14 protein-coding genes are annotated in these 14713 nt (G+C 70.9%); 8 read left to right on the forward strand and 6 right to left on the reverse strand.

The features are described from left to right. The first annotated feature begins 61 nt into the window (after positions 1-61). Positions 62-970 (forward strand): 2-hydroxyacid dehydrogenase, encoded by a 909-nt coding sequence (locus tag ACZ63E_RS42275; protein WP_465310258.1) that lies wholly within the window; start codon positions 62-64, stop codon positions 968-970. A gap of 44 nt (positions 971-1014) precedes the next feature. Continuing rightward, positions 1015-1590 (forward strand): DoxX family membrane protein, encoded by a 576-nt coding sequence (locus ACZ63E_RS42280; protein WP_465310259.1) that lies wholly within the window; start codon positions 1015-1017, stop codon positions 1588-1590. A gap of 92 nt (positions 1591-1682) precedes the next feature. On the opposite strand, the gene ilvD is transcribed toward ACZ63E_RS42280, so the two are convergent. After that, positions 1683-3527 (reverse strand): dihydroxy-acid dehydratase, encoded by a 1845-nt coding sequence (ilvD, locus tag ACZ63E_RS42285; RefSeq protein ID WP_465341957.1) that lies wholly within the window; start codon positions 3525-3527, stop codon positions 1683-1685. Between the two features lie 92 nt (positions 3528-3619). Beyond that, on the reverse strand, positions 3620-4066 hold the full coding sequence (locus ACZ63E_RS42290; protein WP_465341958.1) for a PH domain-containing protein: 447 nt from the start codon (positions 4064-4066) through the stop codon (positions 3620-3622). Positions 4067-4479: 413 nt separating this feature from the next. On the opposite strand from ACZ63E_RS42290, the gene ACZ63E_RS42295 reads away from it, so the two are divergent. From ACZ63E_RS42295 to ACZ63E_RS42310, 4 genes are all read left to right on the forward strand, one after another. Next, entirely contained in the window at positions 4480-6276 is a 1797-nt protein-coding gene (locus tag ACZ63E_RS42295; protein WP_465341960.1) for an acetolactate synthase large subunit, read from the forward strand. A 1-nt stretch (position 6277) separates the two neighbouring features. Further along, positions 6278-6784 carry an acetolactate synthase small subunit gene (gene ilvN, locus ACZ63E_RS42300; RefSeq protein WP_003080760.1) on the forward strand — a complete coding sequence of 169 codons (507 nt, stop codon included), beginning with the start codon at positions 6278-6280 and terminating at the stop codon, positions 6782-6784. Between the two features lie 33 nt (positions 6785-6817). Continuing rightward, positions 6818-7831: a ketol-acid reductoisomerase gene (ilvC, locus tag ACZ63E_RS42305; RefSeq protein ID WP_013223583.1), complete on the forward strand. Its 1014-nt coding sequence runs from the start codon at positions 6818-6820 to the stop codon at positions 7829-7831. Positions 7832-7917: 86 nt separating this feature from the next. Next, positions 7918-8196, forward strand: a complete 279-nt coding sequence (locus ACZ63E_RS42310) for a DUF397 domain-containing protein (protein ID WP_410671181.1) — start codon at positions 7918-7920, stop codon at positions 8194-8196. On the opposite strand, the gene ACZ63E_RS42315 is transcribed toward ACZ63E_RS42310, so the two are convergent. From ACZ63E_RS42315 to ACZ63E_RS42330, 4 genes are all read right to left on the reverse strand, one after another. Beyond that, positions 8193-9056: a nuclear transport factor 2 family protein gene (locus ACZ63E_RS42315; protein ID WP_465341961.1), complete on the reverse strand. Its 864-nt coding sequence runs from the start codon at positions 9054-9056 to the stop codon at positions 8193-8195. The genes ACZ63E_RS42310 and ACZ63E_RS42315 overlap by 4 nt on opposite strands. 70 nt (positions 9057-9126) lie before the next feature. Then, positions 9127-10455, reverse strand: a complete 1329-nt coding sequence (locus ACZ63E_RS42320) for an ankyrin repeat domain-containing protein (protein WP_465341962.1) — start codon at positions 10453-10455, stop codon at positions 9127-9129. A gap of 147 nt (positions 10456-10602) precedes the next feature. Continuing rightward, the gene (locus ACZ63E_RS42325; protein WP_465341963.1) at positions 10603-11415 is read right to left on the reverse strand and encodes a TIGR03620 family F420-dependent LLM class oxidoreductase; all 813 of its coding nucleotides are present in this window, start codon (positions 11413-11415) and stop codon (positions 10603-10605) included. Continuing rightward, positions 11412-12311, reverse strand: a complete 900-nt coding sequence (locus ACZ63E_RS42330) for a TIGR03620 family F420-dependent LLM class oxidoreductase (protein WP_465341964.1) — start codon at positions 12309-12311, stop codon at positions 11412-11414. Before ACZ63E_RS42330 ends, ACZ63E_RS42325 begins: the two co-directional genes overlap by 4 nt. Before the next feature lie 86 nt (positions 12312-12397). Between ACZ63E_RS42330 and ACZ63E_RS42335 the strand changes: the two genes are divergently transcribed. Both ACZ63E_RS42335 and serA read left to right on the forward strand, forming a co-directional pair. Then, a complete protein-coding gene (locus ACZ63E_RS42335; RefSeq protein ID WP_465341965.1) occupies positions 12398-12961 on the forward strand; it encodes a TetR/AcrR family transcriptional regulator in 564 nt (187 codons plus the stop codon). A gap of 125 nt (positions 12962-13086) precedes the next feature. Continuing rightward, positions 13087-14685 carry a phosphoglycerate dehydrogenase gene (gene serA, locus ACZ63E_RS42340; RefSeq protein WP_465341966.1) on the forward strand — a complete coding sequence of 533 codons (1599 nt, stop codon included), beginning with the start codon at positions 13087-13089 and terminating at the stop codon, positions 14683-14685. Positions 14686-14713: the final 28 nt, after the last annotated feature.

Consider the following 14713-nt stretch of genomic DNA (forward strand, 5'->3'; position numbering starts at 1 on the left):
CACCAGCCTAGGGCCCGGTGCGTGAACCATGGGTGAGCACTCCTCGATTACGTTGGGGATCATGACGCTGACCGTGCTGGTGCCCGACGACGAGGGCCTGACCGTGCTCGCCGAGGTCCCGCGGGTCCTGCCCGTGCGCTACCAGTGGGGCGAGCCGGTGCCGCCGGAGGCCGCGAAGGCCGAGGTGCTGATCCCCGGCAAGCACCCGCCGGGCGACGAGCTCTGGCGCGCGCTGCCGAACCTGAAGCTGATCCAGCTGCTGGCCGCGGGCGCCGAGGACTGGGTCGGCAAGGTGCCCGACGGGGTCCTGCTCTCCACCTGCCGCGGCGCGCACGGCGGGAGCACCGCCGAGTGGGTCGTCGCCGCGCTGCTGTCGATGTACCGGAAGCTGGACGTCTTCGCCGCCGCGCAGCGCGAGGGCCGCTGGGAGCGGCAGACGGCCGACACGCTGCAGGGCAAGCGCGTGCTGGTCGTCGGCGCCGGTGACCTGGGACAACACCTGCGGCGACGCCTGGAGCCGTTCGACGCGCGCTGCACGATGGTCGGGATGACCGCGCGGGAGGGGGTGCACGGCGTGCGCGAGCTGCCGGGGCTGCTCGGCCTGCACGACGTCGTCGTGCTGATGGTGCCGCTGACCTCGCGCACCCGCGGGATGGTGGACGCGGAGTTCCTCGCCGAGATGCGGGACGGCGCGGTGCTGGTCAACGTCGCCCGGGGCGCCGTGGTGGACACCGGCGCCTTGGTCGCCGAACTGACCACGGGCCGGTTGCGCGCCGCCCTCGACGTCACCGACCCCGAGCCGCCACCCGCCGGGCACCCGCTGTGGACGGCGCCAGGGCTGCTGCTGACGCCGCACGTCGGCGGGGCCGTGCGTGGGGTCCGGGGCCGCTCGTACGCCGTCGCCGCGGCCGAAATCGCGCGGTACGCCGGGGGCGAGCTGCCGGACAACCTCGTGCACGGGGAGTACTAGCGCGGCGGCTCGCCACGCCGGTGCGGATCCCCTACCCTTCGCGCGTGAGCAGTGGAGACGATTTTTCGCAGCAGCCCACCAGCCTGCTGTCGGGCGTCGAGGACGACAGCGCCGACGACGGCCCGCGGCAGGGCGGGCTCGGGCTCGGCCTGCTGATCCTGCGGCTGGCGCTCGGCGTGACGATGGGCGCGCACGGCCTGCAGCACCTGTTCGGCCTGTTCGGCGGGCCGGGCATCGGCGGGTTCGCGCGGGTGCTGGAGACGTTCGGCTACCACAAGCAGACGACGCTGCTGGCGTGGATCGCCGGCGTCACCGAGGTCGGCGGCGGGGTGCTGGTGATCGTCGGGCTTTTCACGCCGCTGGCCGCGGCCGGCCTGCTGGGGGTCGCGGCGAACGTCGTCTACGCGAAGTTCCACGGCGGGTTCTTCGAGCAGCAGGGGCAGGGGTTCGAGTTCGAGCTGCTGCTGGGCGCGTCGGCGCTGAGCCTGCTGTTCACCGGCGCCGGGCCGATCTCGCTGGAGCGGAACACCCCGTGGCGACGACGGCCGTTGCCGCTGGGGCTGGTTTCGCTGCTGCTCGCCGCGGCGGCCGCGGTGGTGGTCATCGTTTTGACGCGGTGAGGCTGGGGACAACCCCGGTTTCCCGGCCCGAAACTGTCGGTGCCTGCCGGTAACGTTGAAACCGGGGGTCCCCCTCGCGGCCTGGGCCGGATTTACTTGTTCACGTCGCGGACCGCACCCGTGTCGGCCGAGGTTGCCATGCGGGCGTACGCGCGCAGGGCCGCCGTCACCGGGCGCTGGCGCTCCTTCGGCTGCCACGGGCGCTCCGCGGCCTCCATCTTCGAGCGGCGCTCGGCCAGGATCTCCGGGTCGACCAGCAGCTCCAAGCGGCGCTCGTGGATGTCCAGCAGGATCCGGTCGCCGTTCTCCACCAAGGCGATCAGGCCGCCTGCCGCGGCTTCCGGGGAGATGTGGCCGACCGAGATCCCCGACGAGCCGCCCGAGAAGCGGCCGTCCGTGATCAGGGCGCACTTCTTGCCCAGGCCCGAACCCTTGAGGAACGCCGTCGGGTGCAGCATCTCCTGCATGCCCGGGCCGCCCGCCGGACCCTCGTAGCGGATCACCAGGACCTCTCCCGGCTGGATCTCCTTCTTGAGGATCGCCGACACGGCCTCCTCCTGGCTCTCCAGCACCCGCGCCGGGCCCTCGAAGTGCCAGAGGTCCTCGTCGATGCCCGCGGCCTTGATCACCGCGCCGTTCTCGGCGAGGTTGCCGCGCAGGATCGCCAGGCCGCCGTCCTTTGTGTAGGCGTGCTCGACGTCGCGGATGCAGCCGCCCGCCGCGTCCGTGTCCAGCGACGACCAGCGGTTCTCCGTCGAGAACGCCTGCGTCGTGCGGACGCCGCCCGGTGCCGCGTGGAACAGCTCGAGGGCAGTAGCAGAAGGCGACTCGGCCCGGATGTCCCAAGTGGAAAGCCAGGAGTCGATGTCGGGGGAGTGCACCGAGCGGACGTCGGTGTTCAGCAGCCCGCCGCGGTACAGCTCGCCCAGGATGGCCGGGATTCCGCCCGCCCGGTGGACGTCTTCCATGTGGTAGTCCGAGTTCGGCGCCACCTTCGACAGGCACGGCACGCGGCGGCCGATCGCGTCGATGTCGGCGATCGTGAAGTCGACCTCGCCCTCCTGCGCGGCGGCGAGGATGTGCAGCACGGTGTTCGTCGAGCCGCCCATGGCCATGTCGAGGGCCATCGCGTTCTCGAACGCCGCCTTCGACGCGATCGAGCGCGGCAGCACCGAGTCGTCGTCCTGCTCGTACCACTTGCGGCACAGCTCGACGACCGTGCGCCCGGCCTCCTCGAACAGCGCGCGGCGCGCGGCGTGCGTCGCCAGCGTGGAGCCGTTGCCCGGCAGGGAAAGCCCGAGCGCCTCGGTGAGGCAGTTCATCGAGTTCGCGGTGAACATGCCGGAGCACGACCCGCACGTCGGACACGCCGAGCGCTCGACGATCGACAGACCGTCCTCGTCGACGTCGGGGCTGGCCGACGCCGCGATCGCGGTGATCAGGTCGGTCGGGGCCTGCGCGACGCCGCCCACGACCACGGCCTTGCCGGCCTCCATCGGGCCGCCGGAGACGAACACGACCGGGATGTTCAGCCGCATCGCGGCGTTGAGCATGCCCGGGGTGATCTTGTCGCAGTTGGAGATGCAGACCAGGGCGTCGGCTTGGTGCGCGTTGACCATGTACTCGACCGAGTCGGCGATGATCTCGCGCGAGGGCAGCGAGTAGAGCATGCCGGAGTGGCCCATGGCGATGCCGTCGTCGACGGCGATCGTGTGGAACTCGCGCGCGACACCGCCGGCTTCCTTGACCGCGCCGGCGACGATCTCGCCGAGGTCCTTGAGGTGCACGTGGCCGGGCACGAACTGCGTGTAGGAGTTGGCGATCGCGACGATCGGCTTGCCGAAGTCGCTGTCGGTCATGCCGGTGGCGCGCCAGAGCGAGCGGGCGCCCGCCGCGTTGCGGCCGTGGGTGGTGGTCCGGGAACGGAGAGGCGGCACGGCGAACTCCCAGGTCGGATGGTGGGCCAGGCGGAGGTTCGGGACACTCCGGCGAAACTGGTCCTACCAATTTAGACCACGGGTGCCCGGAGTTACTCGCTGGGCGAGGTCTCCGGCTTCGCGGGCTTGATGTCCTCGGGCTCCAGCAGCCCGCTCGGGTCGGCCACCAGCCCTTCGCTGACCAGCGACAGCACCGGCAGGTGGCGCGTGCGGACCGTCGGCAGCGGCACCTTCGTGTCGTCCTTCAGCACCGCCTGGACACGCGACTTGGTGATCGCGAGGCCCTTCAGCGCCGACCACGGCACGTCGCGCTTGCCGAACATCGTCCGGGTCGACAGGCCTTCGCGGTTCGCGATGGTGCGCGTCCGGATCACGAACACGAGCAGCACGATCGGGAAGAGGTAGAGCCACTGCAGGTACGGGATCTCCCCGAGAGCGATCGGCGTCACACAGATCGTCAGGAGGGCGATCGCCATGTACGACGTGCGGGGGATGCGGAAGACGGCCTTCCGGCCTTCGTCCTGCTCTTTTTCGGCCACGCCGAAATGGTGCACCGCCGCTCCGGGCCGCCCGAACCCGGGTGACGTCTGCCGGCCGAGTGTCCAGCATGCGGACTCACCATCCCGCAGAGTTGACACTCGCGAGACCTTCGGACTAGCGTCACCCGCGTGACACCGCTGACCGGCCTCGTACTTCCCAAGCGCGTCGACGCTTAGGGAAGACTTTCCGCTGCGTCGACGCGCGACCCTCGTGCGACCTTACGGTCGGCGAGGGTTTTTTGTTGCCCGAGGCAAGAGATTCCTGGCCCCACCGCACAAAACCGACCCGAACGAGTGACACCGAGACCCACGAGGCAGACCCGATGACCAGTGCCACAAATCCGACGAAGCCGGGCCCCACGCCCGGCGCTCCCGGAGCACGTCCGAAGCCGGCGCCACCGGCGGGAACCCCGGTGCGCGTCACCGGCGCCCAGTCGCTCGTGCGTTCGCTCGAGGCGGTCGGCGCCGAGGTGGTCTTCGGCATTCCGGGCGGCACGATCCTGCCGGCCTACGACCCGCTGCTGGACTCGACGAAGGTCCGCCACGTCCTGGTCCGCCACGAGCAGGGCGCGGGCCACGCGGCCACCGGGTACGCGCAGGCCACCGGCAAGGTCGGCGTCTGCATGGCGACGTCGGGCCCCGGCGCGACCAACCTGGTCACCCCGCTCGCCGACGCGAACATGGACTCCGTCCCGGTCGTGGCCATCACCGGCCAGCAGAGCCGGGCGCTGATCGGCACCGACGCGTTCCAGGAAGCCGACATCTGCGGCATCACCATGCCGATCACCAAGCACAACTTCCTCGTCACGGACCCCGCGGAGATCCCGCGGACCATCGCCGAGGCGTTCCACCTGGCGTCCACGGGCCGACCCGGCCCGGTCCTGGTGGACATCCCCAAGGACGTGCTGCAGGAGATGACGTCGTTCTCCTGGCCGACCGAGCTGCGGCTGCCGGGCTACCGCCCCACGCTGCGCCCGCACGGCAAGCAGGTCCGCGAAGCCGCGAAGCTCGTCGCGAAGTCGCGTCGCCCGGTGCTGTATGTCGGCGGCGGCGTCATCAAGGCGGAGGCGCACGAGCAGCTGAAGCAGCTCGCCGAGCTGACGAACATCCCTGTCGTCACCACGCTGATGGCGCGCGGCGCGTTCCCCGACTCGCACCCGCAGCACCTCGGCATGCCGGGCATGCACGGCTCGGTCGCCGCCGTCGCCGCGATGCAGCGCGCCGACCTGCTGATCGCCCTCGGCGCCCGGTTCGACGACCGCGTCACCGGGCAGCTGTCGTCCTTCGCGCCGGACGCCGCGATCGTGCACGCCGACATCGACCCGGCCGAGATCTCCAAGAACCGCAAGGCGGACGTCCCGATCGTGGGCGACTGCAAGGAGATCATCGGCGAGCTGATCACCGCCGTGAAGACGGAGTTCGAGCACGGCGGCAAGCCGGACCTCACCGACTGGTGGACCCAGGCCGACGACTGGCGCGAGACCTACCCGGCCGGTTACGAGTGGCCGGACGACGGTTCGCTGTCGCCGCAGTACGTCATCGAGCGGATCGGCGAGCTCGTCGGGCCGGACGCGGTGTACGCCGCCGGGGTCGGCCAGCACCAGATGTGGGCCGCGCAGTTCGTCAAGTACGAGAACCCGCGCACCTGGATCAACTCCGGCGGTCTCGGCACCATGGGCTTCGCCGTGCCGGCCGCGATGGGCGCGCAGTTCGGCGTCCCGGACACCCCGGTGTGGGCGATCGACGGTGACGGCTGCTTCCAGATGACCAACCAGGAGCTGGCCACCTGCGCCATCGAGGGCGCGCCGATCAAGGTCGCCGTCATCAACAACGGCAACCTGGGCATGGTCCGGCAGTGGCAGAACCTCTTCTACTCGGAGCGGTACTCCAACACCGACCTCGGCACGCACAAGCACCGCATCCCGGACTTCGTCCTGCTGGCCGAGGCGCTGGGCTGCGCCGGCCTGCGCTGCGAGACGAAGGAAGACGTCGACGCCACCATCCGCCGCGCGATGGAGATCAACGACCGTCCCGTCGTGATCGACTTCGTCGTCGGGAAGGATGCCCAGGTGTGGCCGATGGTCGCCGCCGGCACCGGCAACGACGAGATCATGGCGGTCCGGGGCATCCGGCCGCTGTTCGACGACGACGAGGTTTCGGTCGAGACGACCGAGGCCGCCGCGGAAGCCGCTGGGGAAGGTGAGCGCTGAGATGAGCGTCCACACGCTGAGTGTCCTGGTCGAGAACAAGCCGGGTGTGCTCGCGCGCGTCTCGGGCCTGTTCTCCCGCCGCGGTTTCAACATCGAGTCCCTTGCCGTCGGGCCCACGGAAAACCCCGAGGTGTCCCGCATGACGATCGTGGTCGCCGTGGAAGAGCTACCGCTCGAGCAGGTGACCAAACAGCTCAACAAGCTGGTCAACGTGATCAAGATCGTCGAGCTGGAGCAGTCGACCGCCGTGCAGCGCGAACTGCTGCTCGTGAAGGTTCGCGCCGACAACACCGTGCGCAGCCAGGTCCTCGAAACCGTCCAGCTCTTCCGGGCCAAGGTGGTGGACGTCTCTCCGGAGGCACTCACCGTCGAGGCCACCGGGACGTCCGACAAGATCGGTGCGCTGCTGCGGATGCTGGAGCCGTATGGCATCCGCGAGCTGGTGCAGTCAGGCATGGTCGCGGTGGGGCGGGGCGCCCGTTCCATCACCGCCACATCACCGCGTTAAAGAAGTAAGTCAGGAAAGGAAGCAGTAACCCCCATGGCAGTGGAAATCTTCTACGACGACGACGCCGACCTCTCGATCATCCAGGGGCGCAAGGTCGCTGTCATCGGCTACGGCAGCCAGGGCCACGCCCACTCGCTGAGCCTGCGCGACTCCGGCGTCGACGTCCGCATCGGCCTGCCCGAGGGGTCCAAGTCGCGGGCGAAGGCCGAGGAGCAGGGCCTGCGTGTGCTCACCCCGGCCGAGGCGTCGGCCGAAGCCGACCTGATCATGATCCTGGCGCCGGACACGAAGCAGCGCTTCATCTACGAGCAGGACATCGCGCCGAACCTCAAGGACGGCGACGCGATCTTCTTCGGGCACGGCTTCAACATCCGCTACGACCTGATCAAGCCGCCGGCCAACGTCGACGTCGCGATGGTCGCGCCGAAGGGCCCGGGCCACCTGGTCCGCCGTCAGTTCGTCGACGGCAAGGGCGTCCCGGCGCTCATCGCGGTCGAGCAGGACGCCTCCGGCAACGCCCAGGCGCTCGCCCTCTCCTACGCCGCCGCCATCGGTGGCGCGCGTGCGGGTGTCATCAAGACGACCTTCACCGAAGAGACCGAGACCGACCTCTTCGGCGAGCAGGCCGTGCTCTGCGGTGGCGCGTCCGCGCTGGTGCAGACCGGGTTCGAGGTGCTCACCGAGGCCGGCTACGCCCCGGAGATCGCCTACTTCGAGGTGCTGCACGAGCTGAAGCTGATCGTCGACCTCATGTACGAGGGCGGCATCGCGCGCCAGCGCTACTCGATCTCCGACACCGCCGAGTACGGCGACCTGACCCGCGGCCCGCGCGTCATCTCGCCGGCGGTCAAGGAAGAGATGAAGAAGATTCTCGGCGAGATCCAGGACGGCACGTTCGCCCGCGAGTGGGTCGCCGAGGACGAGGCCGGCCGGCCGAACTTCACCAAGCTCGAGGAGCAGGGCAACCAGCACCCGATCGAGGCGACCGGCAAGAAGCTGCGCGACCTGATGTCGTGGGTGGACCGGCCGATCACCGAGACCGCCTGAGTCTTTTTTCGCAAGACGCTGAAGGGGACGCCCGCTCCGGGCGTCCCCTTCAGTGCTTTCGGTGGCCGTTTCGCTACGCTTGCGACATGAGTGAGCAGCCGGTCGACGACAAGGCGCACATCCGGCACCACCTGGACTTCACCCAGGCCGAGTGGATCCGGGCCGAGCCCGAGGGGGTCACCCTCGACGACTGCGTCGAGTACGCCTTCATCGAGCACACCGACGGTGTCACCTACACCGCGATGCGGCAGTCGTCGAAGCCGGACGGCGTCATCCTCGTCTTCACGCCGGGGGAGTGGGACGCGTTCGTGAAGGGCGTCCGCGACGGCGAGTTCGACCTGCCCGAAGACCTCGCGGAGGCCTAGACCTTCGCCGCCAGCCCGGGGATCTGGCCGAGGTCTCCGGCGATGCCGAGGTGGTCGCCGTAGTCACGGGACTCGACGACCAGGCCGTCGCGCACGCGCATCGAGAAGATGTTGGCGATCCGCACCGGCTTCCCGGCGTATTCGCCCTGGTAGGCGAACTCGCCGATCAGCACCTCCGGATCGGCGCCCTGGTAGGTGACCAGGTCCGCGACCGCGAACCGGGGGTTCAGCGTCTTGCCCGCCGCGAAGTGCTCGCGCAGCTCGTCCCGCGTCCGCACCACGGCCGATCCCGGCAGGAACGGGTGCGTCACGTGTGTTTTCTCCGCGTACAGGTCCGGGAGCTCGTCCCAGCGGCCGCCGGCCACGCCGTGCACCAGCTTCTCGAACACCGTGTCCGCGCTCTCCGGCGTGACCGGTGACAGCTCCCGCGGCGGCGCCTGTTCGTACGCCTTCACCAGCTGGTCGACGCCGTCGTTGAGCACGGCCAGCCGCAGGTAGTCGTGGTAGTCGCGGGAATGGACGATCAGGCCGTCGCGGACGCGCAGCACCTGGATGTTGGCCGTTGTGGTCGTCCGGCCGGATTCGACGGACTCGGCGTCGTAGTCGTATTCCGCGACGATCACCTCGGGGTCCGTGGTCTCGTGGACGACCACGTTCTTGCGCTTGAGCCGGACGGACGCGGCGAGGGTGCCGACGAACCGCTCGTGGACGGCCGCGCGGCCGTCGAGGCGCGTCGGTCGCGGGACGGCCTGGGGGTGCTCGACGACGGTGTCCCCGGCGTAGAGCGCGGACAGCTCGGCGAAGCGTCCTTCGCTGATGCCGTCGGACAGGGCGTCGAAGACGTCGCGAGGGCTGGTCATGGGTCCTCCCAGGGGGCAAAACGGAGTCTGTAGTCCGTCTCCGAAGATACGGACTACAGACTCCGGTTGTCTACAGGGTGCGCAGGAGGTCGTGCGCGGCCGGCTGCTCGCACACTTCGGCCCACTTCTTCGGAGTGCTGTCGAAGAGCGCGTCCCGGGCCCGCAGGTCGGCGCCGTGCTCGACGAGGACGCGGATCGCGTCCAGGTGCCCGGACTGCGCGGCGAGATGCAGGGCCGTGACGCCTTCGCCGTGGTTCGGGCCGCCGAAGGTGCCGACGTGGTTCACGGCGGCGCCGAGCTCGAGCAAAGTCCGGATGGCGGCGACCCGCCCGGTCGCGGCCGCCCAGGTCAGGGCCGTGCCGCGGTAGGCGTCGGCGTCCACGTCAGCACCCCGGGCGACGAGCGTGCGGAGTGCTTCGGCGCGGTTGTTCCGGGCGGCCCAGGCCAGGGCTTCGTTCTTGGCCTCGGCGGGGTCGTCTGACGGCTGCCACTTCGGGAAGCCGCTGTGGGGCCGGTAGAACCCGCGATGGGCGCCCGCGGCGGGATGGTTCGGTCGTAGGAGCTCGTCGAGGAGGTCCGCGTCGCCGAGTCCGGCCGCGACGCGCAGGTTGCCGGGCGCCCGGCTGTGGGGCGCCAGCTTTTCGGCGGCCTCGCGGTGCCCCCAGAACAGCGCGACGACCAGGGGAGTGCCGCCGTCACCGCGTGCGGAGACGTCGACCGGAGCGCCCGCGTCGAGGAGCATGTCCAGCAGGAGCGGGAGGTTGGCGTACGCGGCTTGGTGCAGCGGCGTCCAGCCGTGGACGTTGCCGTGTGCCGGGTCGGCGCCGTGGTCGAGCAGGATCCGGCTGAGCCGCTCGTCGTGGGTCGCCCCGGCCATGCCGAGCAGGTCGTTCCCGTTGGTGCCGCGGGCGGTGACCAGCCCGGGGAACTCCGTCAGGAGCGCCTCCAGCGCCTCGGGATCCCGCGCTTCGACCGCGCGGTAGGCCCGGGCGAACGGCTCCCCACTGTCCACAAGGGACTTGATGTGGTTCTGGAGTGCGCGCCAGGAGCCAAAACCGTGTTCACGCGCGACGACCGTGAAGGCGCCGGCCTGGGTGAACGGCTGCGCCCAGCGCTCGAACGGCTCGCGAGCGCCGGGCGTCTCGTCCTCGGCCGAGGCGAGCAGGCCGAGCGCGCGCTCGGCGTAGTAGTGGACGTCCTGGTGGTACGGGTGCTGCAGCGTTTCGCCGTGCTCGGTGACGCGCCGGACGTACGCCTGCAGCTTCGGCCAGCTCGGGAAGCCGTGGTCCCGCGCGATCCGGAACTGTGCTTCGGAGAGTTTGACGCCTTCGGCGCGTGCGAGGTCCTTCGCGCGTTTGCGCAGCTGGTCCAGGCTGGGTTGGGCGGGCAGCGTGCCCATCGTGCCTTCCTTCCCTCGTCGCCCGTGGTCCGCCGGCACCGGGCAGGAAAGAAGGTGCGGAGCTGGTGGTGCGGTGGAGCGGGGGTGGGCTCGGCCCTTTCCGCGGACGGGGCGCGGCCCTCACCGCGCCCCGCCAGCCTACCTCGGTCACGGCCGCAGGGCGGCCAGCCTGCGGTAGGAGTCCTTCGCGGGGTTCAGGATCTGGACGCAGACGTGGTCGGCGCCCGCGTCGAGGTGGGCCCGGATCCGGTCGGCCGCCGCTTGCTCGCCCGTCGCGACGATCGCGTCGACCATACGGTCGCTGCCGCCGCCGGCGAGGTCGTCGTCGGTGAAGCCGAGCCGGCGCAGGTTCGTGCGGTGGTGCTCCGCCAGCGTCACGTACCCGGCGACGTGCTCTCGGGCGACGTCCGGCGCGGCGTCCAGGAGCACCGCCTGCTCGACGGCCAGGTACTTGCCCGGGCCGAGCCGTTCGCGCGCCATCGCCGTGTGCTCCGGCGGGACGAAGTACGGATGGGCGCCGTCGGCGCGTTCGGCCGCCAGGTCCAGCAGCTTCGGGCCCAGCGCCGCGAGCACCCTCAGCGGGCGTGGGGACGGCGGTGGCAGGCCGGGCAGCTCCGCCGCGTCCATCCCGGCCAGGTACTCGCGCAACGCCGTCAGCGGCCGCGCGCCCGGCCGGTGTCCGCCCAGCCCGGCGACGAACCGGCCCGGGTAGGCCTCGCCCAGGGCCCGGATCGCGCCTTCCGCGGCGAGCGGCGAACGCTGGTCGAACCGCGCGACCCCGGTCGCCACCGTGAGCCGTGACGTCGCCGCGAGCAGCAGCGCCGCTTGCGTGAACGCCTCCCGGCCGGCGTACTCGCCGAACCAGACGGCGTCGAAGCCCAGCTCTTCGAGCTCCACGGCTGTCTCGCGCACCTCGGAGACCGGCGCGCCGTCGAAGAACCGCCAGATCCCGACGCTCATCGGAGCACCGCCGGGGCGAGCTCGGCCAGGATGTCCACAGTGGACTCGAAGGTGGCCGCGGACGGCGTCAGGAGCACGTGGTCCGCGCCCGCGTCGAGCAGCTCGTCCAGGCGCTTCGCGATGGTTCCGCCGTCACCCCAGAGCACGAGGTCGTCGACGAACCGGTCGCTCGGCCCGCCGATGTCGGATTCGGTGTAACCGAGCCGTTTCCAGCCCGCGAGGTAGGCCGTGACGGCGTACTCGCGCGACTGCGCCACCCGCCGCCGCACGCTCTCCCGCGCGTCCTCGCGGGTGCCGAGCAGCACCGTCTGCTGGGGGATCAGCAGCTTGTCCGGCCCGAGGACCTCCCGGGCGTACGGCGTGTGCCCGACGGGCTGGGCGAACGGGTGCGCGCCGTCGGCGTGGTCGCGCGACAGCTCCAGCATCTTCGGCCCGACGGCGGCCAGCACGCGCGGAAACGCCACCGTGGACGGGTTTTCGTCCGCGGCGGTGTCCATTTCGGACAGGTAGGCGCGCATCCGGTCGATCGGCCGGTACTCCTCGCCGCGCTTCGCCGCCTGGAACGCGTGCCCGACGCCGACCCCGAGCACGAACCGGCCGGGGTGGGCCTGGGCGAGGGTGGCGCCGCCCTTTTCGGCGGTCACCCCGGGCCGTGCCCAGACGTTGGCGATGCCGGTGCCGAGCACGACGTCCGGCACCGACGCGAGCAGGTCGCCGAACGCCGCGAACACTTCGCGCCCGCCCGGTCCTTCGCCGCTCCAGACCGAGCGGTAGCCGAGCCCGGCCAGCCGCCGGGTGGCCGCGCGCTCGACGTCCGCGGGGGTGTTCAGGGGTGCGTTCGGAAGCCAGGCGCCGATCGCGCCGAGCCGGGCGCGGGTGTCTTCGACCAGGGTCATCCTCGTCCCTCCAGTAATGTGAGGCTGCCTCCGCTTAATATACGGAGGCAGCCTCCGATTGGCTACCCGGTAGGGTCGGAAGGGCGATGACCGAAGTCAAGCCGATGCGCGCGGACGCCCGCCGCAACTACGAGCGCCTCCTGGAAGAGGCCCAGCGCGCCTTCGCCGAACACGGCGTCGAGGCGTCCCTGGAAGACATCGCGCGCCGCGCCGGGGTCGGCATCGGCACGCTCTACCGCCACTTCCCGACCCGCGAGGCCCTGCTCGAAACGCTGCTGCGGGCCCGGTTCGACGGCCAGGCCGAGCGGGCGCGCGAGCTGCTCACCCACCCCGAGCCGTTGCGTGCGCTCCAGACCTGGCTGGCCGGCCTGGGGGACACCACCGGGACCTTCCGCGGCCTGGTCGAACTGACCGCCGACGCGCTGAACGACGAAACGTCACGCTTGTACGCTTCGTGCCACACAATGCGCGAGGCCGGTTCCCATCTAGTGGAACGTGCGAAGCGGGCGGGCGAGCTGCGCGAGGACGTCACGACGAACGAGCTGCTTCTGTTGCTCCACGCGGCTTCCTGGGCGGGCGCGCACCTGCCCGGCGAGGAAGGCATGCAGCGCCTGCTGGCTCTTGTTTTCGAGGGATTACGAGCGAGTTAACACCATGGGAAGCCAGGGGGCGGTCCAGCGGGTTAAACTCCGCCTCGACCGGGGCACAACGACGTGCTGATTCCGTCTGTCGACACACAGCGTCCTGGAAGTGACCAGATAGTGGGAGCCGCATCGTGAGCAAGCCCAGCAAGCCCGTCGTCCTCATCGCGGAAAAGCTCGCCCCCTCCGTGCTGAGTGTGTTCGGTGACGAGGTGGAGGTCCGGCACGTCGACGGCACGGACCGATCCGCGCTGCTGGAGGCGGTGAAGAGCGCCGACGCGCTGCTGGTCCGGTCCGCCACCAAGGTCGACGCCGAGGTCCTCGGCGCCACCACGCAGCTCAAGGTCGTCGCCCGCGCCGGGGTCGGCCTGGACAACGTCGAGGTCCCCGCCGCCACCGAGCGCGGTGTCCTCGTCGTGAACGCCCCGACGTCGAACATCGTCTCCGCCGCCGAGCACGCTGTCGCGCTGCTGCTGGCGGTCGCGCGCCGGGTCCCGGCCGCCGACCAGAGCCTCCGCGGTGGCGAGTGGAAGCGCAGCTCCTTCTCGGGGGTCGAGCTGCAGGGCAAGACCGTCGGCGTGGTCGGCCTGGGCAAGATCGGCCAGCTGTTCGCGCAGCGCCTCGCCGCGTTCGACACGAAGCTGATCGCCTACGACCCCTACGTCTCGGCCGCGCGCGCCGCGCAGCTGGGCATCGAGCTCGTCACCCTCGACGAGCTGCTGACCCGCGCCGACGCCATCTCCATCCACCTGCCGAAGACGCCGGAGACCAAGGGCCTCATCGACGCCGAGGCGCTGAAGAAGACCAAGCCGGGCGTCATCATCGTGAATGCCGCCCGCGGCGGGCTGATCGTCGAGCAGGACCTGGCCGACGCGCTGCGCGCCGGTCACGTCGGCGGCGCCGGTGTTGACGTCTTCGTCACCGAGCCGACCACCGCCAGCCCGCTGTTCGAGCTGGAGAACGTCGTCGTGACGCCGCACCTGGGCGCGTCCACCGCCGAGGCGCAGGACCGCGCGGGCACCGACGTCGCGAGGTCGGTGCTGCTGGCCCTGCGCGGCGACTTCGTGCCGGACGCGGTGAACGTCTCCGGCGGCGGCGCCGTCGGCGAGCACGTCCGGCCGTACCTGTCGCTGGTGCAGAAGCTCGGCATGCTGCTCACCGCGCTGAACCCGAAGGCGCCGAGCACGGTCGACGTCGTGGTCAAGGGCGAGATCTCGGCCGAGGACACCGGCGTGCTGCAGCTCGCGGCGCTGCGCGGGGTCTTCACCGGCGTGGTCGAGGACCAGGTCACGTTCGTGAACGCGCCCCAGCTCGCCGAGAAGCTCGGTGTCCAGGTGCAGCTGACCACCGAGTCGGAGAGTCCCAAGTTCCGCAGCCTGGTCACCGTCCGCGCGGTGCACGCCGACGGCCAGGTGCTGACGGTCTCCGGTTCGTGCACCGGCCTGGACGAGGTCGAGAAGCTCGTCGAGGTCAACGGCCGCGGGTTCGACCTGCGCGCCGAGGGCACCGTGCTGCTGGTCGAGTACCCGGACCGCCCGGGTGTGATGGGCCGCGTCGGCACGCTGCTCGGCGAGGCCGGCATCAACATCGAGGCCGCGCAGATCAGCCAGACCACCGACGGCTCCGACGCGGTCATGCTGCTGCGCGTCGACCGCCACATCGACGCGCACCTGCTGGAGCCGATCGGCGCCTCGGTGGGCGCGCACACGATCCGCGCCGTCGACTTCAACTGACCCGAAACGGTGAAGGCCCCTTCACCCC

The sequence above is a fragment of the Amycolatopsis sp. NPDC104819 genome, from assembly GCF_055583145.1.